The organism is Streptosporangium sp. NPDC002544 (assembly GCF_040295965.1).
In the GTDB taxonomy this organism is placed as follows: Bacteria; Actinomycetota; Actinomycetes; order Streptosporangiales; family Streptosporangiaceae; genus Streptosporangium.
Genome location: NZ_JBEOWJ010000002.1, coordinates 40,648 through 64,701 on the forward strand (window position 1 = coordinate 40,648; position 24,054 = coordinate 64,701).

Consider the following 24,054-nt stretch of genomic DNA (forward strand, 5'->3'; position numbering starts at 1 on the left):
GGGTCGCTCTTTCGGTACGGCCGGATCCATCCAGGGATTGATCGAATAGGTCACGGCGAAAGATACTCACGCCGAGTGGCCGTACAGATCATCAGAGGGCGTCCTCCGAAACAAGGGCGTCGATGGCCGCCTCCAGCGCCGCCTCGGCACCGGCCACCTGCTGCCGCAGCTCCTCGACCCGGCGCCGATCGGCGGTCAGCCGTTCGGCGAACAGGGCGGACTCCCGCCGGACCGCATCGGGCGACGGGCCGCCGTAGATGGTTCGCCGAGCGACGAAGGCGCGCGGGTCCATGGCCTCCGCGAACTGCTCTTCGGTCAGGCCGCTTCTCCGCCCGATGACCTGCCCTGCCGCCTCGTCGAGCAGATCCAGGGCCACCACCGAGGTGCCCAGGCCGCGCTCGACGGCGAGCCGGACGAAGACGCCGACGATCTGGTGCGCATGACGCCAGTCGAGCCCGGTGTGCCTGACCAGCGCGGTGGCGACGTCGGTCACCTGCGCCCAGTGCGCGCCCGCCTGTCTGGCCATCCGGTCCCGGTCGACGCGAAGATCGGCGAGGATCCCGACGGTGTCCCCCAGTTTGCCGGTGATCGCCGCCGCCATCGACCACAGCGCTTGCTGTGAATAGCGTCGTTCCAGGATCGGGAAGCCGGTCGGCCCGCGCTCGGCGGTGATCACTCCCACCAGCGCGGCGAGCGCCTGAGCGGCAACCGACTTGATGTCCTCCAGCGCGTCCGGGTTCTTCTTCTGCGGCATGATGCTGCTCGTGCCGCAGTACCGGTCGGGCAGTTCGATGTACGCGAACTCGGACGTCGACCAGAGGTAGAGGTCGTCGGCCATCCGGGCCAGCGTGGCACCGGTGGTGGCGAGCAGTGCCGCCGCCTCCATCTCCAGGTCATGGCTGAGGATCGCGTCCATGGTGTGCGGCAGCGGGGCGTCGAACCCGAGGAGGCCGGCGACCCGGTGCCGGTCGATCGGCAGGTCGCTGCCGGTCAGGATGGCCGCGCCGGCGGGCGAGACGTTGAGCCGGCCGTGGAAGCCGAGGAACCGCTCGGCGTCGCGCGCGAAGGCCTGTTCGAACATGGTGGCCCAGTGCGCCAGGGTGGTCGGCTGGGCGTGCTGGCCGTGGGTGTAACCGGGCATGATCGTGTCACGGTGTGCCTCGGCCAGGCTGAGGAGTACGGCCCGCACGTCCGTGAGGGCCGGCAGCAGGGCGTGGAGGTGCCGGCGGATGGTCATCCTCCGGGCCACCTCGATCAGGTCTCCGGAGCTGCGTCCGAGGTGGATCCGCCCGCCGGTCTCGGCGCCGAGCACGGTGATCAGATACTGCTCGCCGGAGTGCATCCCGCCTCCGGCCTCGATCCGGGCCTCCGCGACACCACGGGCCTCCATGCCGCGCAGTGCTTTGAGGATCGCCTGGCCGTCGGCGGGGTCGAGCAGGCCCTGCTCGGTGAGCATCACCGTGTGTGCCTTGTCGAAGGCGTGGATCGCGGGCAGGGAATCGCCGAGCAGTTCCGTACGGTGGCTCTGCAGGTGTGGCAGCTGCTCCTCGGTCAGCCGGATGCCGGTCCCTCGGAAGCCTTGGTAGCCGTGGCTCTGGTCGGCGCTCATCGACGCACCGCGCCCGAGCCCGAGACGGCGAAGTGGAACAGCAGATACGCGGTGAGTGTCGCGGTCGTCGCCGTGGCATGGTCGGTCATCGGGTTGACCTCGGTGACGGCGAACGCGTCGCAGTAGGGCGCCAGCAGGCGGACCGCCTCCAGGGCTTCGCCTGAGGTGAGACCGCCGGGTTCGTGCGCGCCGGCCCCAGGGGCGAACGCCGGGTCGATCGCGTCGATGTCGAAGGACAGGAAGAGGTGGTCGGCGCCGGAGACCCGGTCGAGGATCTGCTCGACCGCGGAAACCGGGCCGAGTGCCTGGAACTCCCGGGCGGTGATGTGGGTCAGCCCGGACTTGCGCTTGAACTCGGCCGAGGACGGGAAGTTGAAGTGGCGCACGGCGACCTGGATACAGTCGCCGGCATTGACTCGCTCCAGTTCCAGGCTGCGCCGCATGCCACTGGACTGGCTGACCCGGCCCTGGTGGCGGTTGTGGTCGAGCAGGTCGAGGTGCGCGTCGAAGTGCACGATGCCCACCCGGCCGGGCAACGCCTCGTGCACCCCTCGGGCGCAGGGGAAGAGGACGGAGTCGTCGCCGCCGATGACGATCGGTGTGCGGCCGGCTCCCAGCGAGTCGGCGACCGCGGTGGAGCAGGCGTCGAGGGTGGCCAGGATGTCGTGCCCGACCACCTCGACGTCACCCCGGTCACGGAGCAGGTCGTCGCCGACCTCGTGCACCGAGTCGCTCTCCAAGGAGTAGATGGCGCCGTTCTCAATGCGCTGGGTGATCCAACGCAGCGCGTCGCGGACCCGAGCGGGTGCGTATCGCGAACCCGGCCAGCCCAACGTCGAGCCCCCGTCGAACGGGACTCCCCACACGTCGAACTTCCGCGTCTCCTGACGACGTGGCATTCCTGACCTTTCGCTAGGCCTCAAGATGTCTGGTGTGTGGTTCAGCCGAGGACGCGGGAGAGGAACTCCCGGGTTCTCGGGTGTTGCGGTGTGTTGAGCACCTCGGCCGGGGGCCCGCTCTCGACGACGACGCCGTCGTCCATGAAGACGAGCGTGTCGCCGACCTCGCGGGCGAAGCCGACCTCGTGGGTGACGACGACCATGGGCATGCCCTCGGCGGCCAGCCCCTTCATCACGTCGAGCACCTCGCCGACCAGTTCCGGGTCGAGCGCGGATGTGGGCTCGTCGAAGAGCATCAGATGGGGCTGCATCGCCAGGGCTCGGGCGATCGCGACCCGCTGCTGCTGCCCGCCGCTGAGCTGGGCCGGGTAGGCGTCGTACTTGTCGCTCAGACCGACCCGGTCGAGCAGCTTGCGGGCGGCGGTGAGCGCGTCGGCGCGGTTGTGTCTCAGGGCGCGCAGCGGCCCCTCGATCACGTTGCCGAGCGCGGTCATGTGCGGAAACAGGTTGAACCGTTGGAAGACCATGCCGATGCCGCGGCGCTGGCGCGCGATCTCCCGCTCGGTCAGCTCGTACAGTCTGCCCCGGTGCAGCCGGTAGCCGACCAGCTCGTCGCGGACCCACAACTCGCCGTCGTCGACGCGTTCGAGCTGGTTGATGCACCGCAGGAACGTGCTCTTGCCGGAGCCGGACGGCCCCATCAGGCACAGCACCTCCCCGGCGTGCACCTCGAGGGACACGCCGCGCAGTACGTGGACCGGCCCATATGACTTGTGCACCTCGATGGCCCGGACGATGGACGTCCCACTCATGCCGCGTCTCCCTTCCCGGCGCGCCCGGCCGAGCGACCGGTACGTCTCGCCGAGGGCTGGAAGCCGCGCCCGACGCGCTGCTCCACGAAGTGCTGGGCCACGCTGAGCACCGAGACGACGACGAGGTACCAGATCGCTGCGACGACGAGCAGTTCGATGACCCGGTTGTTGGCGTAGTAGATGAACTCGGCGCTCTCAAGGATCTCGCCGTACGAGATCACCGCCGCCAGCGAGGACGTCTTCAGGGTGCTGATGAACTCGTTGCCCAGTGGAGGCAGGATGACCCGCATGGCCTGCGGCAGCACCACCCGGTGGCGGATCTGCCCCGGGGTCAGGCTGATCGCCTGGGCGGCCTCGATCTGCCCCCGATCGACCGAGAGGATGCCGGCCCGGACGAGTTCGGCGGTGTAGGCGCTCATGTGGAGGCCGAGGCCGAGCAGCGCGGCCATGAACGGCGTCATCACGTCGATCATGCGCACCTGGAAGCCGCCGAAGCCGATGGTCGGGAAGACCAACGCCAGGTTGTACCAGATGAGCAGCTGGAGCAGGACCGGGATGCCGCGGAACAGCCAGATGTACCCGAAGGCGACCGAGCGCATGACCGGGTTGGCCGACATCCGCATCACGGCCACCACCACGCCGAGGACGATGGCGAGGGCCATCGACGCCAACGTGATCACGATGGTGTTGCCCAGTCCGTGCAGGATCGCCTCGGCGGTGAGGTAGCGTCCGACGACCGACCACTCGATGCCGCCCTGGGCGAATGCCATACCCACCAGGGCGATCAGGGCGAGCACCACCGCCGCTGAGATCCACCGGCCGTAGTGCCGGAGCGGCACACGTTCGAGCCCGGCAAGTCGCCCCGGCCCGGGCACAGCGGCGGCAGTTGTCCGCTCAGTGCTCGTCATTGCTCTCTCCCGTCTGCGTTGGGGTGAGTCTTGCCGCTGCGACAAGGGACGCGATACCTGACAGGAGGTCGATTTTTCCGGCCCAGTACACTACCAATTGTCCAGTGCCGGGGCGATCTAGACGCCGTCGCCGGGGCGGTCGGCCGCCGAGGCGTCCGCGACGTCGTCCCCCGATTCGGCCGCGCCGTCGGCGAGCAGTGCGAGCCACAGCTCCATCCGGGCGTACGCCGAGTTGAGGTCGCGGCCGGTGATCCGCTCGATCCGGTCGATCCGGGCGCGCAGCGTGTGCCGGTGCACCCCCAGTTCGGTGGCGGTCTCGTTCCAGTGGCCGTTGTGCGCCAGGAACGCGCGCAGGGTGGCCTTCAACGGGCCTTCGCGTCCACGGTCGTGCTGCTGGAGCTGCCCCAGGACCCGGCGTACGAAGCTGGCGAGGGCCTGCGGCGACTGGGCCCGCAGCAGCATCTGCAGGGTCTCCAGCTCGTCGAAGCGGGTCACCGCCCGCCGCTCCGCCTGGCCGACCTCGGCCGCGTGGACGGCGGCCCGGTACGACTGCTCGATGCCCTCGGCCGAGACCACGTCACCCAGCCCGAGCACCGCCGCCGGCCGCACCGAGGCCAGCCGGGCCAGCGTCGTGCCGGTCTGCTCGGAGTCGTTCGTGAGCACCACCACCCGGGTGTGCGGCCCGGAAGTCTGAGCGACCACGGCACCCGGGAGGTCGGCCTCGCTCATCAGCTCGGTGACCTGGTCGTACAGCTGGCCGCCGCGGCCGGCCGGGCACAGGTAGACGGCGGCCCGTAGCGCATCGGGATCCAGGTCCCAGCCGGCCAGGTGCTGCCTCGCGACCGGGAGCGCGACCGCACCGCGCAGCAGATGGCCCAGGGTGTCGGCGCGGAGCCGGCGTAGCTGACGGCCGGCCGCGTGCGAGCGCTCCATCTCCAGCGACAGCAGGGCCACCCCACCGGCGAGGACCATCCGGCTGTAGTCGTCGACCCCGCCCGGTACCGCGGCGACGAGGAATCCGCGCATCCGGCCCCGGGCTTCGAGGGGGTGGATCACGATCGACTCGTGCGGGCTGACCATCGAGCTGCTCGATCGGATGCCCCGCTCCCGGGTACGCATGATGTCCGGTAGCAGGGTCGGCAGCCGCTCGGCCGCCTCCGGCGGCCAGGACCGTACGACGGCCGCGGAGGTGTCGGTGAGTATCGCCCACCCGCCCAGGACATTGGCGATCGCCGTGATGACGCCCCCTCGGCCGGACTCCAGGGCGGCGGCGGTGAGCGCCTGCTGGGCGTCGAACGCCCGCGCGATGGTGTCCCGCCGCTCGGCGGCGAGCAGGTTGGACACGCCCTCGGAGATGGCCACGTACGGGGCGTCGACCGGGACCTCCAGCACCGGAAGGCCGCGCTCCTCGGCGGCCATGAGCAGGGGCTCGGGTACCTCCGGGTGCCCCAGCCCGATGCCGAACCCGAGGCCGGCCAGGCCCGCGTCCGCGAGCCGGTGCAGGTATGGTGCGAACTGTTCGATATCTTCGATCTTGAGGCCGGTGGTGAGCAGCAGCTCCCCGCCGCGCAGCCAGGGTGTCGGGTCGGCGGTCTCGCTGACGTGCACCCATCGGACCTCGTTGCCGAGTCCGGCCGCACCGGCCACCACCCGCAGGTTCAGGTCGGGCAGCGCCAGGACGTGTTCGATCGTGACTCCCACCGGATACCCACTCTCTCGGTTCTCGGTCACCGCCTCGGTCGACGTGACCTGGCCCTGAAGTACAGTCTAATTTGGGCAAGCTGGACAAGATGTCCCCTTCCGATGACATGGCCGTCGCTTGAAAACTGGGGGCCACGCTCGCCGGGGTCGCCGGCGGCCATGCGGGGTCCGCGGTGCGGCCCACCCGCGAACCCGGAGGAGACAGAGTGAGAAAATCAGCCATGTGGGTAGGCGCGGCGGTCGTCGTCGCGCTCCTCGCCGGTTGTGGCAGCGATGCCGACGAGTCGGCGGCCCCCTCGTCGTCGGACAACCCGCTCAACGCGATGCTGCCGGACGCCATCCGCGCGTCCGGCCGGCTGAACGTGGGGAACAGTCCGGTCTATCCGCCGATGTCCTACCTCCCGGAGGGGACGGAGGACAAGGAGAAGCGGCAGGGCTTCGACGTTGATCTGGCCCGGGCCATCGGCGACAAGCTCGGGGTGAAGGTCACATTGGTGACCCAGGAGTACGAGCAGTACATCCCGTCGCTGGCAACAGGGAGGATCGACCTGGTCCACTCGGCCATGCAGGACCTGGAGTCGCGCCGGGAGACGGTCGACTTCGTCGACTACTACACGACCGGTCCGCAGCTGTTCGGCCTGGCGGACAAGGTCGGCGGGTTCAGCACCGAGGCTGATGTGTGCGGGCAGAAGGTGGCGGTGGACAGTGGCGACACCGGCTACCGGAACGCGCTCAGCGAGTTCAGCAAGAACGTCTGCGCGGCGGCGGGCAAGCCGGCGATCCAGGAACTGACCACCAACGGCACTGCCGACGCCCTCCTGCAGCTTGAGCAGGGGCGCGCGGATGTCGGTATCCGTGGCGCGGAGTCCATCCGGTATGTCGTCAACGAGCAGTCACCCGGAAAGTACGCGCTGATCGGCAAGCCGATCGCGGAGATCCCGGTCGGCATCGCGGTCAGCAAGAAGCAGAACGAGCTCCGGGACGCGGTGGCGGCGGCGCTGAAGGCGCTCATGGAGGACGGCAGCTACGCGAAGCTCGGCGAGAAGTGGGGACTGTCGGACATCCTGCGCCCCGCCGTGACGATCAACGGTCAGTCGGCGGGCTGACCATGACCCTCACCATCCTGCACGGCGGCACCGTGCTCACCCCGCGGTCGGCGGGTATCGCCGAGGTTGTGATCGGTGGGCGCGACATTCTGGCCGTCGTACCGGTGGATGAATCCAGAGCGGGTACGCCCGGCGGTCCGGTGGGGATCACCACCGGGCCGCCGGGCACGGTCGTCCATGACTGCGCGGGGCTGATCGTGGCGCCGGGGGTCGTCGACGGGCACCTGCACATCCTCGGCGGCGGTGGCGGTTCCGGGTACCACAGCAGGATTCCGGAGCTGCCCGCTGACGTGATCGTCGAGGCCGGCACCACCACCTGCGTCGGAATGCCCGGTGTCGACCCGATCAGCAAGAGCCCGGAAGCCCTGCTCGCCCGGGCGTACGCGCTTCCGGTCACCGGTCCGCGTGCCTGGGCGATGGCCGGCGGGTTCCACTGGCCACCACCGACCGTAACCGGGTCGCTGGTACGCGACCTGTACCTGCTGCCGCACCTGGTGGGTGTCAAGATCGCTCTGTATGAGCACAAGGCGACCTGCCCGGACCTCGCCGAGCTGACCCGCCTGCTCCGGGAACTGGAGTGGGCGGCCGGTGCCACCGGGAAGGCCTGCCTGCTGCACGTACACCTCGGTACCGAGGTCGGGGATCCGGATCTGCTCGCGCGGGCGCTGGACGGATCCGGCGCGAACCCGCGACGGCTTCAGGTGACCCACGCCAACTACAGCCCCGCGACGCTCGACGTCGCCGGCCGGCTCGGCTCGGCCGGCTCCTGGGTCGACGTCAACCCACTGATCAACCCGGCCCGCATCGCCGGCGCCGTGGCACCGACCGCGGCGGTGGCGGAACTGCTCGCCCGGGGCGTGCCGGCCGACCAGATCACGCTCAGCAGCGACGGCAACGCGTCGGTGCCGCGTACGCTGCCCGACGGCTCGTGGGAACGCTTCGCCCACCGGGTGGAGTTGCTGCCGACCGTACGGGCCCTGGCCGAGGCGGGCATCCTCGACCTGCCGGACGCCCTGGCCCTGGCGACCCGCAACCCGGCCACGGCCCTGCGACTCGACGGCGTCGGGACGCTGCGGCCCGGCGGGCCGGCGGACGTCGCCGTGCTCGACATGGATCTGCGAGTCCGCCGGGTGTTCCGGGACGGCGTGGAGGTCGTCCGTGACGGACGCGCGACCGCGCCCACACCGTTCCGTCCCGAATCCCCATCGGCCGCTGGAGAACGCTGATGCGTCAAGTGCTGTTCACCGATCCGGCGAGCGGATCACCGGCCGGTCCGCCGATGCCGGTCTGGGTGGACGCTCCCACCCCGGCACCCGGCGCCGGTCAGGTGCTGATCGAGGTGTACGCCTCCGGTCTGAACCGCGCCGACCTGTTGCAACGCGACGCCGACTATCAGCCGCCCGCGGGCGAGTCCGCGGTGCCGGGGCTGGAATGCGCCGGCCGGATCGCCGCATCAGGTCCCGGCGTCACCGGCTGGCAGGTCGGAGACCTGGTGTGCGCGTTGCTCGGCAGCGGAGGCTACGCGTCGCACGTGCTCGTGTCGCAGGACCTCCTGCTTCCGGTACCCGACGGATGGAGCCTGGCCGAGGCCGCAGCGCTGCCCGAGGCGCTGGCCACGGCGTGGTGGAATCTGCGGACACGTGCCGGCCTCCGTCCCGGCGACCGGGTGCTGGTGCACGCGGCGAACTCCGGCGTCGGCACCATGGCCGTACGCTTGGCCCGATCGCTCGGAGCCATAGTGGCCGGCACCGTACGCACTCCCATGCTGGCCGAACGTGTGCGTGCCCTCGGCGCGGACCCCGTTGTGGTCTCCACCTCGCCCGACGCCGAGGAAGCCCTGCGCAGGCAGGCACCGGACGGCTTCGACGTCGTGCTCGACCTCGTTGGCGCGGCCGTCTCCGGGCTCACCCTCGCCGGCCTTCGTACCAACGGGCGCTGGCTCTGCGTAGGCGTCCTGGGCGGCGACGAGGTCCCGCTCAGCCTGCGTGAAGTGATCCGGCGCCGACTCATCCTGACCGGCGGATCGCTGCGCGGTCTTCCCACCGCCGAGAAGGCCGCCATCATCGCCGACCTGCGACGTGCCCGCCCATGGGCTGGGCCGGACGGTGTCCGGCCGGTGATCGCCGCCGCTTATCCGGCTGCCGACATCGCAGCGGCGCTAGGCCGCCTCGAACGCGGCGGCCTGCTCGGCAAGATCGTCCTCGACGTATCAGCCCACCACGACGCACCTGTCATCGACCTCACGGAGCCGCTGTGATCCAGCCAGCACCCGCCTCGCCCCCGTCGTCGACCCCTATCGGGCTCGCGCTGGGGTATGACCCGGCAGTCACCGTACGCGAGATGGCGGCGTCGGCCGCCGCCGCGGAACGGGCCGGTTTCGACACCGCCTTCTTCTCCGAGACGCTGTTCACCAACCGCGACTCGGTCAGCGCGCTCACCGCCTTCGGGCTGGCCACCCAGCGCGTCACCCTCGGCGCCACCCAGGTGGTGCGGTTGCGCAGCCCGCTGGTGATGGCGCAGACGGCGGCGACCCTGGACGAGCTCAGCGGTGGGCGGCTCGTACTGGTGGTCGGCGCGTTCACCGCCAAACACGCCGCCCGCAACGGCCGCCCGATGACCGATCCGATCACCACCCTGCGGGAGTACGTCGAATCCATCCGCGCGCTCCTCAGCGGGGAAGCGGTCACCTACCGTGGCGAGGTCGTACAACTCGACAACGTGGCTCTGAACTTCACCCCGGTCCGGGCCGACATCCCGATCTGGATCGCGGCGGCGAGCCGCCGGGGTCTCATCAACGCGGCGGCACTCGGCGACGGTGTGCTGCTGGACGCCGGCGCCTCTCCGGAGTATTCGGCCAACGCCGTCGAACTCCTCCGCCAGAGCTGCGAGAAGATCGGCCGCGACCCGGGCGAGCTGGCCGTGGCTCAGCTGATCAACACCTCCATCGAGGACGATCGCGCCGCCGCGGTCGCCGCGATCCGCTGGGAGGTGGCGACAAAGTTCAAGCACGCCTCGACACCGAAGGCGAAGATGTCGGTGGGTGAGCCGACCATCAACCCGGACGACCTGCCCCGGTTCGCCGCCGCCTTCGAACAGGGTGGTGAGGCGGCGCTCCAGGAGGTTTTGCCGGAGCACTACGTCACCTCGCTCACCGCGACCGGAACGGTCGCGGACGTCCGGGCCAGGATCGCGGCGTACCGGCATGCCGGCGTCACCATGCCACTGGTCCGCCCGGCGGCACCGCACCAGCTCGACCGCCTGTTGTCCACGTTCGGAACCGGCGGCACTCGTTAGCTCCGCGCCCGGCAACAGCCCCTGGGCATCGCCTTGAAGGCGGTCGGCTGACCTGACCTATGGTGGACGTCGAAGACTGCCCGGCGGGTGAGTCCGATGCCTTTGGAAGACGACCTGAACGGGTGGCGTCATGGCCGGCCGTCCTGACGGCCGGCGGATGCGTGACGGGCGGACGCCGGTCGCCGGGCCGGCTGCCCTTCCGTTGGCACGGTGCGCATCGCATCGGTCAGAATCTGCCAGTGGTGCCCGCGTTGGGGGTGAGGGGTGGCGCGGCCGGCGAAGGAGGCGTGTGGACGAGAGCGTGTCGTTGGCTCAGCTTGCCCATCGGCTGGAAGAGGTGGTCGGTGAGCTGCGCGGTATCCCCGTCGACGTCGAGCGGCTGGAGGACAGCGAGCTCGTCCGGCAGCAGATCGCGCAGGCCACTCACTCGGCGGGCGAGCTGCGCGCCATGCACCCGGTGGGCTCGTCGGAGAAGGGCCGTCAGGAGCAGAAGAGCAGGCGCAGCGTGCTCGATGCCCTGCGGCGCGGCATGGCGATGCGCACGATCGTCCACGCGAGCGTGTTGGACGATCCGCGCAAGGCGGCCCGGATCAGGGAGCTGCATGCCGCCGGTAACCTGCACCGTGTCATCGACGAGCCGATCCAGCAACTGCTCGTCTTCGACCGCGCAGTGGCGTTCGTCCGGATCACCCCCGTCGCCTACTCGCCGGGCGCCCTGGTGATCAGGCAGCAGAGTCTGATCACCACCCTCATCGACCTGTTCGAGCAGACCTGGGCCAGGGCCAGGGAGGTCACTGAGCCGACGCACCGGCTGACCCCGCGCGAGCGCGAGGTGCTCGCTCTGATCGCCGAAGGGCGCTCCAACAGCGCCATCGCCCGCGCGCTGTCGATCACGGAGGCGGCCGTCGGTAAGCACGTGGCCGGTGTGTTCGTCAAGCTGGAGCTACCCGCGACCCAGGACGACAACCGGCGGGTGCTGGCGGTGCTCGCCTATCTGCGCGGCGCGGCGCGGTAGTGCCAGGCCTACCTGCTTCTCGCCCCAGCCCCAATGCAGACGGAGTCCGGCACGGACTTCAATGACGTCATGCAACGAATGACTGGATCGCTGATTGGCGCGATCTTTGGCGCGCTCTTCGTCCTCGTCAACGCGCAGAGCCCGCTGAACGCCGTGACCGTGAACTTCCTGCGGGTGGCCGCCTGCCTGGGGGCCGCGAGTGTTGTCGCCATGTGGTTCGCCACAGCCCGGAGGAAACAGCCCGCCGCGGGCCCGCGGCGGAACATGTTCAGCCGTGGCTACCTGATCGTCGTCGCTGCCGAGGCGATCCTGCTCTTCGGCGGAGTCCGGCTGCTCACCGCCTGGGGACGTCCTGAGCAGACCAACGTGGCCTGGGTGGCGTTCGTGGTCGGTGTGCACTTCATCGCGTTGGCGCCTGTCTGGAAGGACTGGAGCATCGCCGTACTCGGGGTGGTTCTCACCCTGCTCGGTGCCGCCGGTCTCGTTCTGGCGTCGACGGCCGCCGTCGCCTGGGTGCCGTTCGTCAGCGGTGTGCTGTCCGGGGTGGTGCTCCTGATCGGCACCGTCACCTTCGGCTGGCGCGCCATGACAGCTCGAACGGCCTAGCCAGGCTGCCCGCTGCGGGATCGATCACGCAGCGGGCCGGGTGCTCACCTGGTCGGGACGAGCGGTTTTCGCGCACGGCCGGACCCGGCGTTGGAGATCATCGATCTGCCACCATGACGGATCAGGTCTCGAGGTCCGAACAGCGTGCGTGTTCCATCATGTTCGGTGAGGGGACTGCCCGGTGGGTGAGTCCGATGCCTTTGGAAGACGACCTGAATGGGGGCGTCATGGTCGACCGGCCTGACGGCTGGCGGATGCGTGACGGGCGGACGCTGGTCGCCGGCCCGGTGGAGCCGTGGGACGCGGCTCCTCCCGGCCTCGATGAGATCTTCGGCGGTGAGCCCGCCGGCGCGGGCGGTGCGGGTGTCCGCACCCACTACGCGCTGGACGCCTCGGGGGCGGTGGACCGGGTGTACGACACCCGGGTGTTCTCGCTGGAGGACGAGTCGTACGTGACGGCGTACCGGGTCGAGGGGGACGCGCTGTACGCGCACCACTTCGTCTACGACCACCGGCACGCCGAGGGGCGGCACGAACGATCGCTCGAATGCGCGGGACTGATCCCGCTGGCTCCGGCACGGGTACCGCCGTTGGAACGGATCCTGGTCGCGGTCGCCGAGCTGGCCGACCGCGAACGGGCCGAGGCCGCGGTCCGCAGGGGCGGGCTCGACGCGGTACGCGCGTCCTTCGCCTCGGCGCTGCCGGAGCACCCGGGGGGCGGCGTGCTCCGGCTGGAGCTGACCCTGGAGGGGGAGCGGCCGGTCGTACGGCTGAGCGGAGGGCGCGTCCTGTGGCGGGCCACGACGGCGGACCACACCCACCGGGAACTGCTGGCCCTGCTGCGGGCCGTCCTGCCCGCCAGGTACGGCGACGGCCCGGTCGAACTCGTACCGTCGCCGGACATCGTCGACCACGGCTTCTGGGACCCCTGGAACTGACCTCTCCGTGGGCTTGGGACACGGCACTGCCACACCTCGGACAGGCGTTCACGTCCTGAGACGGAAAGCCGCGTGCCGCATTCGGGTACCGGGCCGGCGCGAGGTCCTCATCCTCCGGCGATCACCGCCAGGGAGATTCACCGCGTGCGCGGTGTGAACCGGACGATCGGCCGGCGATGCGTGCCGGACGCTCACGGAGGGTTCCCTGTCCCTGCCCCGGTCGCCTCCCACGCGATCAGCCGCTGCGTAGCCCGTGACCGAGTGCTTCAGAACGGCTCCGGATCAGCAGTGACAGTGCGGGAAGTCCCCAGATCCGTTCCAGGACCTCCGGTCGCAGCACCGTGACGGGGGAGCCCTCCGCGACGAGCCGGCCTTCCCCGAGTAGCAGGCAGTGCTCCGCGCGCATCGCCGCGGCGAGGTCGTGTGTCGCCTGAACCACTGTGACACCGCGGCTTTTCGCGTCGTCGAGAACTTCGGAGATGCGCTGCTGGGCCTGGAGGTCGAGTCCTGCCGTCGGTTCGTCGAGCAGAAGCAGGTCCGATTCCTGCGCGAGCCCCTGTGCGACCAGGGCGCGCTGGCGCTGGCCTCCCGAGAGCGAGCCCAGTTGCCGACAGGCCAGGTCGAGAATGCCGAGGCGTGCCATGCATTCGTCGACAACCGACCAGTCGTGTTTCGACAGCCGTCTCCACGGACCCCGGTGTGCCCAACGCCCCATGGCCACGGTCTCCCGGACGGTGATCGGCAGGGTGTCGGAGACCGCGCTGCGCTGCATGACGAAGCCGGGCCGCTGTGCGTTCGTGCGTTCGACGAAGCCGGACCCCGGGCGGATGACCTGGGCGAACACCTTCAAAAGGGTGGACTTTCCGCACCCGTTCGGACCGACGACGACCGTCATGCGGGAGCGGGGGATCCGAGCCGTGAGCCCGTGCAGGACCATCCGCCGTCCGTAGCCGGCGGTGAGACCGCTGATCATGATCGCTGGTTCCTGCTGAGTGCGCACGGCGACACCTTCCACTTGAAATCGATAACGGTTTTCATTATATGGTGTTCGTCATGGAATGGTTGTTAGATCCCTTTGAGGTGTCCTTCGTACGGCAGGCACTCTGGGGTGGGATCCTCGTCTCCCTCATTTGCGCTCTGGCCGGAACGTGGGTGGTCCTGCGTGGCATGGCCTTCCTGGGCGACGCCATGTCTCACGGGATGCTTCCGGGAGTGGCGCTCGCCTCGCTGGCAGGCGGTGATCTTCTTCTCGGAGCCGCGCTCAGCGCGGGTGCGATGGTGCTCGGCGTGGCGGTGCTCAGCAGGTCGTCCCGGTTGTCACAGGACACGAGCATCGGCCTGCTCTTCGCGGGCATGCTCTCCCTGGGAGTGATCATCGTCTCGCACTCCCGGTCCTTCGCGGTTGACCTGACGGGCTTCCTCTTCGGCGACGTTCTCGCGGTTCGCCGGGAGGACCTGCTCCGTCTCGCCGTCGCGCTGCTCATCGCCGTCGCCGTCTCGGCGCTCGGCTACCGGCTCTTCGTCGCACTGTCCTTCGACTCGCGCAAAGCGCACACCCTGGGGCTGCGACCACGGCTGGCCCACGCCCTCCTGCTGGGGCTCGTCACACTCGCCGTCGTCGCCTCGTTCCACGTCGTCGGCACCCTCCTCGTCTTCGGCCTCCTCATCGCTCCACCGGCGGCGACGGCCCTGTGGGCACGGCGGATACCGATGATCATGCTCGGTGCCGCACTGCTCGGCATCGGCTCGACAGCGGCCGGCCTGACCGTCTCGTGGCACCTGGGCACGGCGGCGGGCGCGACGATCGCCGCGGTGGCCGTGTCGTTGTTCTTCCTGTCGGCGCTGGCCGCCCTCCTGCGGCACCGCCTGCCACGCTCCGGCCCGCCCGTCACCGCCGGCGGCGCCCACAAGAACGTCGAGTACTCATCGTGATGCGGAGCAGGCAGCCCTTCACGGCGCTCGCCGCGACCGTCTGCGCGGGGACCCTGCTGGCCGGGTGCACCTCGCACAGCGAGAGCAAGGCCACGCCGGGGAGACAACAGGCGGCTCCTCACGGCTACGTCGAAGGAGCGGAGGAGACCGCCGAGCCGCAGCCCCGTCTCGTCGTGGCCGACGGCGACACCGGGGCGGTGCACGTCCTCGACCTGATCACCGAGGAGGTCTTCGAGGTGGGCGTCGCCGAAGGCGTCGACGGCATCAGCGGGGACGGCCGCTTCGCCTACCTCACCACCACGGGCAAGACGATGCACGTCATCGACGGTGGCGCCTGGACCGTCGACCACGGTGACCACTCCCACTACTACCGGGCCGGGGCGCGCAACGTCGGCTCGGTCGAAGGGGGGCGCCCGGATGGCGTCAACAGCGATGTGGCCGTCACGGCTGTGTCCTTCGACAACGGTGCGGTGAACCTCCTTGATCGCGCCAAGCTCGAGAAGGGCGAGATCACCGAGATCGCCATGGCCGACGCGGGCGAGCATCGCGGCACCGTCGTCCCCTACCGGGAGCACCTGCTCGTGTCGGCAGCCGGTGCCGTGGAAGTGCGCACCAGGAGCGGCAGACCGGTCACCAGGATCGGCGAACCCTGCCCGGAACCGCGGGGAGAGGCCGTGACACGTCGCGGTGTCGTCTTCGGATGCGCCGACGGCGCTCTGTTGGTCATCGAGGACGGCGGCGAGTTCAGCGGGGAGAAGATCGGCTACCCCGAGAAGACGTCCGGGGATGACCGTGCCCGGGAGTTCAGCCATCGTCCCGGAAGCACGACACTGGCCGCGAAGGCCGGGGACCGGGGCATCTGGGTGCTCGACGTCTCCGCCAGAAGGTGGGAACTCGTGGAAACCGGGCCCACGGTGGCTGTGAACGCCGTCGGCGACAGAGCACCCGTCCTCTCCCTGACGGCGGACGGCACGCTGCGCGCGTTCGATCCCAGATCCGGCAAGGAGACCGCCAGGACCAGGTTGCTCGCCCGGCCCCTGCCCGAATCCGGCGATGTGATCTCCCCGACCATCCAGGTCGACACCAGCCGCGCCTATATCAACGACCCGGCCGCGAAAGCGGTCTACGAGATCGACTACAACGACGACCTGAGGCGTGCCCGCACGTTCAAGCTCGACTTCACCCCCGCGCACATGGTGGAGACGGGGCGGTGACCGGGACGACTCCATGGTGCCCGGGTGCGCCGCGGCGCGCCGTCGTCGCCCTCGCGGCCGTCGTCTTCGGAGCGCTCGTCTCGCTGACGGGGTGTGCGGACACCGGCGGCCGGCGTTCCGGGGTGGTCGTCACCACGAACATCCTCGGAGACATCACCCGCAACGTCGTCGGCGGCGAGACCGGCGTGACCGTGCTGATGAAAACGGACTCCGACCCCCACTCCTTCGGAATCTCGGCTCGGCAGGCGGCCCAGATCGAGGATGCCGCGCTCATCGTGTACAACGGCCTCGGCCTTGAGGAGGGGGTTCTGCGCAACGTTCAGGCGGCGCGGGACGCCGGGGTTCCCACCCTCGCCGTGGGAGACGGAGTCGATCCGATCCGCTACACCACCGACGACACGGCAGGGCAGCCCGACCCGCACTTCTGGACGGACCCGCGCCGGGTCTCCAGGGCCGTCGACCTGATCGCCGAACGAGTCATCGAAGAAGTCGACGGTGTCGACGCCGCGGCGATCCGGGCGAACGCAGTCGCGTATCGCGGAAAACTCGAAGAGCTCGACGCCTGGATGGGAAAACGGTTCGAGGTCATTCCGCCTGGCCGGCGCAGTCTGGTGACCAACCACCATGTCTTCGGCTACTTCGCGGAGCGGTATGACTTCGAGGTCATCGGTGCCGTGATTCCGAGTGGTACGACACTCGCCTCCCCGAGTGCCGCGGATCTGAAATCGCTCGCGGACGCGATCCGCAGGGCCAAGGTGACGGCGGTTTTCGCCGACTCCGCACAGCCCGATCGCCTCGCACAGGTCCTGGCCTCGGAAGCCGGTCTGGATGTCCGGGTCATCGAGCTCTTCTCGGAGTCCCTGAGCAAGGAGGGGGGCGCTTCCACATATGTGGAGATGATGCGCTCCAACACCGCGGCGATAGTGGACGGCCTCGGCAAAAGGTGAGGCGGGTCCCTTCAGCACGTCGGCGGCAATGGCCGCGACGTCGCTTTCCGGAGCAACTCCATGTCCAGGAGTTAAGTCCTGTTCGTCGAACAATTTCTGTTCACCAAGATAGGAAGGTAAACAACCTGTGAATTCCTGGTCGCGAACCAAAAGAACGGCGGCACTTCCCGCACTGCTCGCCGCGGGACTCGCCCTGAGCGCCTGCGGATCGCAACAGTCCGCGGCGCCCCAGGAGAAGGCGCCCCGGGAGAAGGCGTCGCCGAGTGCTCCGGCGCCGGTTGCGGCTCCTCTCGTCACGACCTACGACGGCGGTCTCTACGTCCTCGACGGGGAGACCCTCACCATCTCCAAGGACATCCCGCTGGCCGGTTTCAACCGGGTCAACCCGGCCGGTGACGACCGTCATGTGCTGGTCTCCACCCCGACCGGGTTCCGTGTGCTCGACGCGTCCTCCTCCCAGCTGAAGGAGGAGGAGTTCAAAGGGGCGAAACCCGGTCACGTGGTACGGCACGCCGGCAAGACGGTGCTCTTCTCCGACGGAACCGGGGAGGTCACCATCTTCGATCCGAAGGAGCTCGGCAACGGCCTGCCCAGGGGCGAGGTCTACAAGACGGCCGTTCCCCATCATGGTGTCGCGATCGAGCTTGAGAACGGTGAGCTCGTCGTCACGCTCGGCACCGAGGAGAAACGGCTGGGAATCGCGGTTCTCGACAAGGACCGCAAGGAGATCGCTCGTAGCGAGAAGTGCCCCGGTGTGCACGGCGAAGCCACCGCGCGGGGCGAGATCGTCGTGATCGGCTGCGAGGACGGGGTCCTGCTCTACAAGGACAGCAAGATCAGCAAGATCGACAGTCCGGATGAATATGGGCGAATCGGAAATCAGGCGGGCTCTGAGCACTCGACGATCGTTCTCGGCGACTACAAGAAGGATCCCGACGCCGAGCTGGAACGTCCCGAGCAGATCTCGCTCATTGACACAGAATCCGGTGAATTGAAGCTGGTGAACCTCGGCACGAGCTACACGTTCCGTTCTCTTGCCCGCGGACCACACGGTGAGGCACTCGTGCTGGGCACCGACGGGCAGATCCACGTTATCGACCCGGAGAAGGGCGAGGTCACGAAAACCATCAAGGTCATCGACCGGTGGGAGGAGCCGATGGAATGGCAGCGGCCCCGCCCGACGATCTTCGTGCGTGACCGGACGGCCTATGTGACCGATCCGGCCAAGAGGGAACTGCACTCGATCGACATCGAGTCGGGAGAGAGGCTGAGGACGGGAACGCTACCGGAATCTCCGAACGAACTCAGCGGGGTCGTGCACTGATCTGGCCGGTCAACGGTGACCCCGGCACCCCGGATGTGCAGTTGAGGTGGAGTCCGGGTGTCATGGCGGCTACCGGGTCGATGGCACTGCGGCTCGGTGCCCCTGGCTCCAGGCGGGAGCCCGGTCACATCCGTGACAGGGCTCCCGGTGGGGACAGGCAGCGCGTCCACGGCGGCCGCGGGGCCGCGGCCGCGTCATGGCTCAGGCGGTCGGCACCACCATGGGGGTGCCGGTGACCGGGTCGGGTACGACGACGCAGGGCAGGTCGAAGACCTCCGAGATGAGCTCGGCGTCGACGATGTCGGCGGGGGCTCCCTCCGCGACGACGCGGCCGGCCTTCATCGCCACCAGGTGGTCGGCGAACCGGCAGGCCTGGTTGATGTCGTGCAGCACCGCGATGACCGTGCGCCCCTCGTCGCGCAGCCGCGCGAACAGCTTGAGCAGCTGGTACTGGTGGGTGATGTCGAGGAACGTGGTGGGCTCGTCGAGCAGCAGGTAGGGCGTCTCCTGGGCCAGCACCATCGCGACCCAGACGCGCTGGCGCTGGCCTCCGGACAGCTCCTCGACGCCCCGCTCGGCCAGTTCCGCGACGCCGGCCGCGGCCATGGCCTCCTGCACGGCCCGCTCGTCCTCGGCCGACCAGGTGGACAGCATCGACTGGTGCGGGTAGCGACCCCGGGCGACGAGCCGCCGCACCACGATGTTCTCCGGGGCGACCAGGCCCTGGGGCAGGAACCCGATCTGCCTGGCGATGGCCTTGGGCCGGTAGCCGTTCACGTCGCGGCCGTCGAAGCCGACCGTACCGGCCGAGGGCTTGAGCAGCCGGACGAAGGAACGCAGCAGCGTCGACTTCCCACAGGCGTTGGCGCCGACGATGGCGGTGAACGCGCCGTCGGGCACGTCGAGGTTCACGTGCGCCGACACCACCCGCTCGCCGTAGCCGAGGGTGATGTCCTGGGCGGTCAGGCGCGCTGCCACGGTCGCCTCACTTCCTTGAGGAGCAGCCAGATGAGATAGCACCCGCCGATCGCGGTCGTCACGACACCGACCGGCAGCGCGACCGGCGCCAGCAGCAGTTGCGCGATGAGATCGGCGGCCAGTAGCAGCACCGCGCCGGTCAGCGCCGCGGGCACCAGGGGCACCCCGGCCTCGCCGGCGAGGCGGCGGCCGATCTGGGGGGCGGCGAGCGCGATGAACACGATCGGCCCGGCGACCGCCGTCACGGTGGCGGTGCAGCCGACGCCGACCAGCACGATCAGCAGCCGGAGGCGGCCCAGGCCCACGCCCGAGGTGACGGCGAGCTCGTCGCCGAGCGCGGCCTGGTGCATCGCCTGCGACAGCGTGACGAGCAGCAGCGCGAGCACGCCGATGACCAGGAACGGCAGGCGTACCTCGTCCCAGTCGACGCCGTTCAGCGAACCCGCGCTCCACCCGGTCGCGGCGATCGCGACATCGAGCTCGGCACGGAGCACGATCCAGGAGTTGACCGCGGTCAGGATGGCGTTCACCGCGATTCCGATGACGACCAGCCGCAGGCCGCTGAGCCCCGCGTCCAGCGACAGCAGGTAGATGGCCGCCGCGGTCAGCAGGCCGCCCGCCACCGAACTCACGGCGAGCTGCGCGGAGGTCCCGCTCAGCAGCGTGAGCGCGGCCAGCGCGCCGGTGTAGGCGCCCGCGTCCAGGCCGATGACGTCCGGGCTGCCGAGCGGGTTGCGGGTGAGGTTCTGGAAGATCGCCCCGGCCAGCCCCAGGGCGGCGCCGAAGACGAGCGCGGCGGCCACCCGGGGCAGCCGCCACTCCCGGATCACCAGGGCCGAGTCCCCATGACCGGCGAGCGCCGCGAACACCTCCGAGGGCGCGGCCCAGGAGGGGCCGTGGCTGAGGCCGAGGAAGGCCAGGGCCAGCGCGACGCCGGTGAGCACGAGCGACATCAGGATCGTCCGGCGTTCGATCCTGACCGAGCGGGAGCCCGCGCGCAGCACGACGGCGTTCACAGCGACGCCGCCCCGTAGCGCCGGACGACCCAGATGAGCACCGGGCCGCCGAGGAAGGCGGTGACGACGGCCACCGGGACCTCGCCCGTCGGCAGCAGCACGCGCGATCCGATGTCGGAGACCAGCAGCAGGATCGGGCCGAGCACCATCGTGTAGGCCATCAGCCACGGAATCGAGCCGGCGGCCAGCCGGCGGGCCAGGTGCGGAATCATGAGCCCCACGAAGGTGATCGGTCCGGCCACGGCCGTGGCGGCGCCGGCGAGCAGGGTGACGAGTACGAGGACGCCGAGCTTGGTCCGTGCGGTGTGACCGCCGAGCGTGTGGGCGACCTGGTCGCCCAGGACCATGGCGTTCAGCGGCCTGGCCATCGCCATGGCACAGACCAGGGCGATGCCGATCGCCAGCAGCGGGATGGTGTGCGACATCTGCTCGCGGCCGGCCAGCGCCCCGACGGACCAGAAGCGGAACCGGTCGAAGACGTCGGGAAGCATCAGGCGCATGCCGAGCGAGAGGCCCGCGAGCACCGAGCTGAGGGCGACGCCGGCCAGCACGAGCCGGAGCGGGGAGGTCCGGCCGACGGAGTAGACCAGGAGCACCGCGAGCACGGAGCCGGCGAACGCGAGCATCAGCTGCGCGGACTGTGACCCCGCGAGGCCGAGCGCGCCGCCCAGGTTGATGGCGAAACCGGCACCGGCGGTCACCCCGAGGATGCCGGGTTCGGCCAGCGGGTTGCGGGTCAGCGTCTGGATCAGCGTGCCCGAGGCGCCGAGGGCGGCGCCGACGAGGATGCCGAGGATCGTGCGCGGCACCCGGACATCGCGGACGATCAGATGATCGTCACTGCCGGCGTAGTCGGCGAAGGCACGCCAGATCTCGGCCGGTGCGATCGCGCGCGTTCCGACACTCACGCCGGCCACCGCCACCACAACGAGCAGCGCGAGGGCCGCGAGGAGGATCGCGGCCCGCGCCGGTAGATCAGTCCTCAAGCCCGGCAACTCCGCGCTTCCAGTATCCGGTGAACAGCGAGTCGAGCCGTCCCGCGCTCCACGAGCGCAGCGGCTTGATGTCGCCCGCCTCCCCGGCCGCGAACAGGAAGGTCCGCCCCTCGGGCAGGGGCAGGGAGCGCACCGTCTCCGCGAGCGAGGAGCGGCTGCCCTCGCGGACCAGCCAGACGACCTGCACCCCTTCGCGCGCCGCGAGCGGGTAGGCGTGCTCGGCGGCGTCGTCGGTCTCGATCACCACCTGGGCCGAGACGTCGGCCGGGGACTCCTCCAGCCAGCGCGCGACTGCGGGCAGCGCGGTGGCGTCGACCGCGAAGACGTAGTGGCCGTAGTTGTGGGGGAACGCCTTGGCCCCCGGCGGACCGGCGATCGTGAGCTCGTCGCCCACCTCGGCGGCGACCGCCCACGCCGACGCGACCCCGCCCTCGTGGAGCACGAAGTCCAGGTCGAGCTCGCCGGCCTCGGCGTCGTACCGCCGCACCGTGTACTTGCGCGTCGTGGGTATCGGCCTCGGCCAGTCGAGCTCCAGATGGTCGTTGGCGACCGGGGCGCGGCGGGTGCCGTCCGGATCCGGGAAGACGATCTTGACGTGGTCGTCGGCCTGGTAGGTGTGGAACCCTTCGAGCCCGGGGCCGCCGACGGTCAGCCGGAGCAGGCGCGGGGTCAGGTACTCACGCGCGAGCACCGAGACGGTGCGGACCCCGATCGGGTAGCCGATACGCGCGGTGCCGGTCCCGGACCGGTGGTGGGAGGCGACCCGGCCCTGCGGGTCGAGGCGGTCGATGCTCATCGGCTGAGCAGCGGCGCGAGCGCCTCGTCGATGGAGTCCAGCGCCTTGAGCGCCGAGCGGTACGTCGCCGCCTCGGTGTAGCGCAGCGGGAAGACGTTGCCGGCCTTGACCGCGGGCAGGTTCTTCCACAGCTTGGAGTCGAGGACGTACCGCACCGGCTCGCTCACCGAACCGTCGCTCTCCAGCGTGTACGTGACGGCGTCGGCCTCGGCGAGGCTCTCTGGCAGTTCCTCGATGGAGGGGTGCTCGCTGACGTCGAGCGCGTTGCCGCCCTTCTCCTTGACCTCGCCGTAGTAGGTCACGCCGATGTCGGAGGCGATGTTGGTGCCCCACGACCCGGCGAACTCGCGATGGAACGTTCCCTTGGCGATGTCGCCGTAGGCGCCGACGTGGCCGAACTTCACGCCGTCCAGAGCGCCCCGGTACTTCTCGGTGAGCTCGGCGGCCTTCTTCTCGTACGCCGCCTTGGCGGCCTCGAAGTCGCCGAGACGGCCCGCGGCGTCGGACTGGCGTCGCGACAGCTCGCGCCAGGCGGAGGGGACGGTCGGGCCGAGGACGACGACCGGGGCGATGGACTCCAGCCGCTTCATGTCGAGATCGGCGAGGGCCGGCTTCGGGACGCCGATGACGATCAGGTCGGGCTTGGCCTTGGCGACGGCCTCGTAGTTGGTCTCGGCGGCCGTCTCTCCGGCGACCTTTTCGAGGCCGTTGTACGTCGCCAGGTCCTCCTCGGTCATCATCGCCAGACCACGTCTCCAGCCGGAGATGCCGACCAGGGGGGTGTTGGCCTCGATGAGCGCCGGCACCGCGTACCCGGTCGCGACGACGCGCTTGGGGTCGGCGGGGATGGTGATCTCGCCGTTGTCGGCGGCGAAGACGCGGGTCTCGGGCGCCGCGGCGGCGGACTCCCCGCCGGAATCGGTGGAACCGCAGCCGGCGACCAGGGCGAGGGCGAGGGCCAGAGCGCCGGCAAGGCGCCGGGGCTGTCGGGAGGACATGGATGTGTTCCTTCGGGGTGTTTCAGAGCGGGAGAGCGGCCCGACCTCATGGTCAGGCGCTACTTAGGTTAGCCTTACCAAAACTTTTCTGATATCGACGGGAGGCCATCCGATGTCGATGGGAAGTCACTCTGCGACCGGTGCCGGCCACTTCGGGACCGATCCGCTCTGGTGCGAGGAGTACGGCTACGGCCTGGGCACGCTCACCGGCATCCTCGTGCTCAAGTACCGTTCGGCGGCCGTGCTCGAATTCGGCCAGAGCAGGCAGGACTTCCTGCACCAGCTCTACTGGTCGCCCGACGGCGTGCTCTCCACCCGGCACGGTGCCGACGCGCAGTTCGTGGGCGCGCGGGAGGCGTTCTGGGCCCACCGCGCGGTGAGCCACGAGGTGCGGGCGGCGGACCGGCAGACCGTGTACCGGGTCTGCCTGCGCCAGGTGCCCGAGGCGCTCGGCGGGCTGCGCGCCGGCGCGGTGTCCATCGACGACGAGGCGGCCCGGCTCGTCCAGGCGATCGCCCGCCCGGGGTACGACGAGCAGGCGGCACTCGTCGCCCGCGAGCGCATCATGGCCGGACTCGGCGCGTCGACCCGTGACTTCGTCGGCCACCACGCCACCGGTACCGGATTCGCGATGACCGTCGCCCGCGCGCTGTCACACGACCCGGGAGACCCTGTCCTCCTTGAGGAGTGGGCCGAGCGGTTGCACGTCAGCGTCAAGACGCTGCAACGCGACTTCGTGCGCGAGTTCGGCATGCCCTACTCGCAGTGGCGCACCAAACTGCGGCTGCGTGCCTCGCGGGTGCTGCTGGAGAGCCGGCCGGTGGCCGAGGTGGCCCGCCGCGTCGGATACGCGACCCCCTCGGCCTTCATCACGGCCTTCGCCAGGGAGTACGGATGCACGCCCGGCCGCTACGCGTTGCGCGAGGCCGACTCGGCCTGATCGAAAGGACCGCACACCGCCCGGGG

The 24,054-nt window shown here is 70.0% G+C and carries 23 protein-coding genes; 12 read left to right on the forward strand and 11 right to left on the reverse strand.

Annotated elements, in window-relative coordinates; all coding sequences use genetic code 11:
• Positions 1-91: 91 nt before the first annotated feature.
• From argH to ABT061_RS03070, 5 genes are all read right to left on the reverse strand, one after another.
• Positions 92-1,609 (reverse strand): argininosuccinate lyase, encoded by a 1,518-nt coding sequence (gene argH / locus ABT061_RS03050; RefSeq protein WP_350912050.1) that lies wholly within the window; start codon positions 1,607-1,609, stop codon positions 92-94.
• On the reverse strand, positions 1,606-2,508 hold the full coding sequence (locus tag ABT061_RS03055) for an arginase family protein (RefSeq protein WP_350912052.1): 903 nt from the start codon (positions 2,506-2,508) through the stop codon (positions 1,606-1,608). The genes argH and ABT061_RS03055 overlap by 4 nt, the downstream gene beginning before the upstream one ends.
• A gap of 41 nt (positions 2,509-2,549) precedes the next feature.
• A complete protein-coding gene (locus tag ABT061_RS03060) occupies positions 2,550-3,320 on the reverse strand; it encodes an amino acid ABC transporter ATP-binding protein (RefSeq protein WP_350912054.1) in 771 nt (256 codons plus the stop codon).
• On the reverse strand, positions 3,317-4,228 hold the full coding sequence (locus tag ABT061_RS03065) for an amino acid ABC transporter permease (protein ID WP_350912056.1): 912 nt from the start codon (positions 4,226-4,228) through the stop codon (positions 3,317-3,319). The genes ABT061_RS03060 and ABT061_RS03065 overlap by 4 nt, the downstream gene beginning before the upstream one ends.
• A gap of 117 nt (positions 4,229-4,345) precedes the next feature.
• Positions 4,346-5,929, reverse strand: a complete 1,584-nt coding sequence (locus ABT061_RS03070) for a PucR family transcriptional regulator (RefSeq protein ID WP_350912058.1) — start codon at positions 5,927-5,929, stop codon at positions 4,346-4,348.
• 206 nt (positions 5,930-6,135) lie between these two features.
• On the opposite strand from ABT061_RS03070, the gene ABT061_RS03075 reads away from it, so the two are divergent.
• The 7 genes from ABT061_RS03075 (at position 6,136) to ABT061_RS03105 (ending at position 12,888) form a co-directional block, all read left to right on the forward strand.
• Positions 6,136-7,035: an ABC transporter substrate-binding protein gene (locus ABT061_RS03075; protein WP_350912060.1), complete on the forward strand. Its 900-nt coding sequence runs from the start codon at positions 6,136-6,138 to the stop codon at positions 7,033-7,035.
• A gap of 2 nt (positions 7,036-7,037) precedes the next feature.
• Positions 7,038-8,261 carry an amidohydrolase family protein gene (locus tag ABT061_RS03080; protein ID WP_350912062.1) on the forward strand — a complete coding sequence of 408 codons (1,224 nt, stop codon included), beginning with the start codon at positions 7,038-7,040 and terminating at the stop codon, positions 8,259-8,261.
• Positions 8,261-9,292: a zinc-binding dehydrogenase gene (locus ABT061_RS03085; protein ID WP_350912064.1), complete on the forward strand. Its 1,032-nt coding sequence runs from the start codon at positions 8,261-8,263 to the stop codon at positions 9,290-9,292. The genes ABT061_RS03080 and ABT061_RS03085 overlap by 1 nt, the downstream gene beginning before the upstream one ends.
• Complete coding sequence (locus tag ABT061_RS03090; protein ID WP_350912066.1) at positions 9,289-10,329, forward strand: LLM class flavin-dependent oxidoreductase; 1,041 nt, start codon at positions 9,289-9,291, stop codon at positions 10,327-10,329. The genes ABT061_RS03085 and ABT061_RS03090 overlap by 4 nt, the downstream gene beginning before the upstream one ends.
• Positions 10,330-10,618: 289 nt before the next feature.
• Positions 10,619-11,344, forward strand: coding sequence for a helix-turn-helix transcriptional regulator (locus ABT061_RS03095; RefSeq protein ID WP_350912068.1), 726 nt, complete (start codon positions 10,619-10,621; stop codon positions 11,342-11,344).
• Between the two features lie 69 nt (positions 11,345-11,413).
• Positions 11,414-11,950 (forward strand): hypothetical protein, encoded by a 537-nt coding sequence (locus ABT061_RS03100; RefSeq protein WP_350912069.1) that lies wholly within the window; start codon positions 11,414-11,416, stop codon positions 11,948-11,950.
• A gap of 194 nt (positions 11,951-12,144) precedes the next feature.
• Positions 12,145-12,888, forward strand: coding sequence for a hypothetical protein (locus ABT061_RS03105; protein ID WP_350912070.1), 744 nt, complete (start codon positions 12,145-12,147; stop codon positions 12,886-12,888).
• 235 nt (positions 12,889-13,123) lie between these two features.
• Here ABT061_RS03105 and aztA read toward each other — a convergent pair whose 3' ends face one another.
• Positions 13,124-13,888, reverse strand: coding sequence for a zinc ABC transporter ATP-binding protein AztA (gene aztA / locus ABT061_RS03110; RefSeq protein WP_502991331.1), 765 nt, complete (start codon positions 13,886-13,888; stop codon positions 13,124-13,126).
• 53 nt (positions 13,889-13,941) lie between these two features.
• On the opposite strand from aztA, the gene aztB reads away from it, so the two are divergent.
• The 4 genes from aztB to aztD all read left to right on the forward strand — a co-directional run bounded on the left by aztB (position 13,942) and on the right by aztD (position 18,305).
• The gene (gene aztB, locus ABT061_RS03115) at positions 13,942-14,820 is read left to right on the forward strand and encodes a zinc ABC transporter permease AztB (RefSeq protein WP_350912071.1); all 879 of its coding nucleotides are present in this window, start codon (positions 13,942-13,944) and stop codon (positions 14,818-14,820) included.
• On the forward strand, positions 14,820-16,034 hold the full coding sequence (locus ABT061_RS03120) for a hypothetical protein (protein WP_350912713.1): 1,215 nt from the start codon (positions 14,820-14,822) through the stop codon (positions 16,032-16,034). The genes aztB and ABT061_RS03120 overlap by 1 nt, the downstream gene beginning before the upstream one ends.
• A complete protein-coding gene (aztC, locus tag ABT061_RS03125; protein WP_502991333.1) occupies positions 16,031-16,981 on the forward strand; it encodes a zinc ABC transporter substrate-binding protein AztC in 951 nt (316 codons plus the stop codon). Before ABT061_RS03120 ends, aztC begins: the two co-directional genes overlap by 4 nt.
• Before the next feature lie 127 nt (positions 16,982-17,108).
• A complete protein-coding gene (aztD, locus tag ABT061_RS03130) occupies positions 17,109-18,305 on the forward strand; it encodes a zinc metallochaperone AztD (RefSeq protein ID WP_350912072.1) in 1,197 nt (398 codons plus the stop codon).
• A gap of 201 nt (positions 18,306-18,506) precedes the next feature.
• Here aztD and ABT061_RS03135 read toward each other — a convergent pair whose 3' ends face one another.
• From ABT061_RS03135 to ABT061_RS03155, 5 genes are read right to left on the reverse strand one after another with little or no spacing between them, the layout of a single operon-like run.
• Positions 18,507-19,283: an ABC transporter ATP-binding protein gene (locus ABT061_RS03135; protein ID WP_350912074.1), complete on the reverse strand. Its 777-nt coding sequence runs from the start codon at positions 19,281-19,283 to the stop codon at positions 18,507-18,509.
• The gene (locus tag ABT061_RS03140) at positions 19,268-20,299 is read right to left on the reverse strand and encodes a FecCD family ABC transporter permease (RefSeq protein ID WP_350912076.1); all 1,032 of its coding nucleotides are present in this window, start codon (positions 20,297-20,299) and stop codon (positions 19,268-19,270) included. Before ABT061_RS03140 ends, ABT061_RS03135 begins: the two co-directional genes overlap by 16 nt.
• Complete coding sequence (locus ABT061_RS03145) at positions 20,296-21,285, reverse strand: FecCD family ABC transporter permease (RefSeq protein WP_350912078.1); 990 nt, start codon at positions 21,283-21,285, stop codon at positions 20,296-20,298. Before ABT061_RS03145 ends, ABT061_RS03140 begins: the two co-directional genes overlap by 4 nt.
• Entirely contained in the window at positions 21,275-22,090 is an 816-nt protein-coding gene (locus ABT061_RS03150) for a siderophore-interacting protein (RefSeq protein ID WP_350912080.1), read from the reverse strand. The genes ABT061_RS03145 and ABT061_RS03150 overlap by 11 nt, the downstream gene beginning before the upstream one ends.
• Positions 22,087-23,088, reverse strand: coding sequence for an ABC transporter substrate-binding protein (locus ABT061_RS03155; protein ID WP_350912082.1), 1,002 nt, complete (start codon positions 23,086-23,088; stop codon positions 22,087-22,089). The genes ABT061_RS03150 and ABT061_RS03155 overlap by 4 nt, the downstream gene beginning before the upstream one ends.
• Before the next feature lie 118 nt (positions 23,089-23,206).
• Here ABT061_RS03155 and ABT061_RS03160 point away from each other — a divergent pair, with 118 nt between their 5' ends.
• Complete coding sequence (locus tag ABT061_RS03160; RefSeq protein WP_350912084.1) at positions 23,207-24,028, forward strand: helix-turn-helix transcriptional regulator; 822 nt, start codon at positions 23,207-23,209, stop codon at positions 24,026-24,028.
• Positions 24,029-24,054: the final 26 nt, after the last annotated feature.

Coding starts and splice junctions, on each gene's coding strand:
- argH (WP_350912050.1), bottom strand. CDS start 1,609: ATGAGCGCCGACCAGAGCCACGGCTACCAAGGCTTCCGAGGGACCGGC.
- ABT061_RS03055 (WP_350912052.1), bottom strand. CDS start 2,508: ATGCCACGTCGTCAGGAGACGCGGAAGTTCGACGTGTGGGGAGTCCCG.
- ABT061_RS03060 (WP_350912054.1), bottom strand. CDS start 3,320: ATGAGTGGGACGTCCATCGTCCGGGCCATCGAGGTGCACAAGTCATAT.
- ABT061_RS03065 (WP_350912056.1), bottom strand. CDS start 4,228: ATGACGAGCACTGAGCGGACAACTGCCGCCGCTGTGCCCGGGCCGGGG.
- ABT061_RS03080 (WP_350912062.1), top strand. CDS start 7,038: ATGACCCTCACCATCCTGCACGGCGGCACCGTGCTCACCCCGCGGTCG.
- ABT061_RS03085 (WP_350912064.1), top strand. CDS start 8,261: ATGCGTCAAGTGCTGTTCACCGATCCGGCGAGCGGATCACCGGCCGGT.
- ABT061_RS03100 (WP_350912069.1), top strand. CDS start 11,414: ATGCAACGAATGACTGGATCGCTGATTGGCGCGATCTTTGGCGCGCTC.
- ABT061_RS03105 (WP_350912070.1), top strand. CDS start 12,145: ATGCCTTTGGAAGACGACCTGAATGGGGGCGTCATGGTCGACCGGCCT.
- aztB (WP_350912071.1), top strand. CDS start 13,942: ATGGAATGGTTGTTAGATCCCTTTGAGGTGTCCTTCGTACGGCAGGCA.
- ABT061_RS03120 (WP_350912713.1), top strand. CDS start 14,820: ATGCGGAGCAGGCAGCCCTTCACGGCGCTCGCCGCGACCGTCTGCGCG.
- ABT061_RS03150 (WP_350912080.1), bottom strand. CDS start 22,090: ATGAGCATCGACCGCCTCGACCCGCAGGGCCGGGTCGCCTCCCACCAC.
- ABT061_RS03155 (WP_350912082.1), bottom strand. CDS start 23,088: ATGTCCTCCCGACAGCCCCGGCGCCTTGCCGGCGCTCTGGCCCTCGCC.
- ABT061_RS03160 (WP_350912084.1), top strand. CDS start 23,207: ATGGGAAGTCACTCTGCGACCGGTGCCGGCCACTTCGGGACCGATCCG.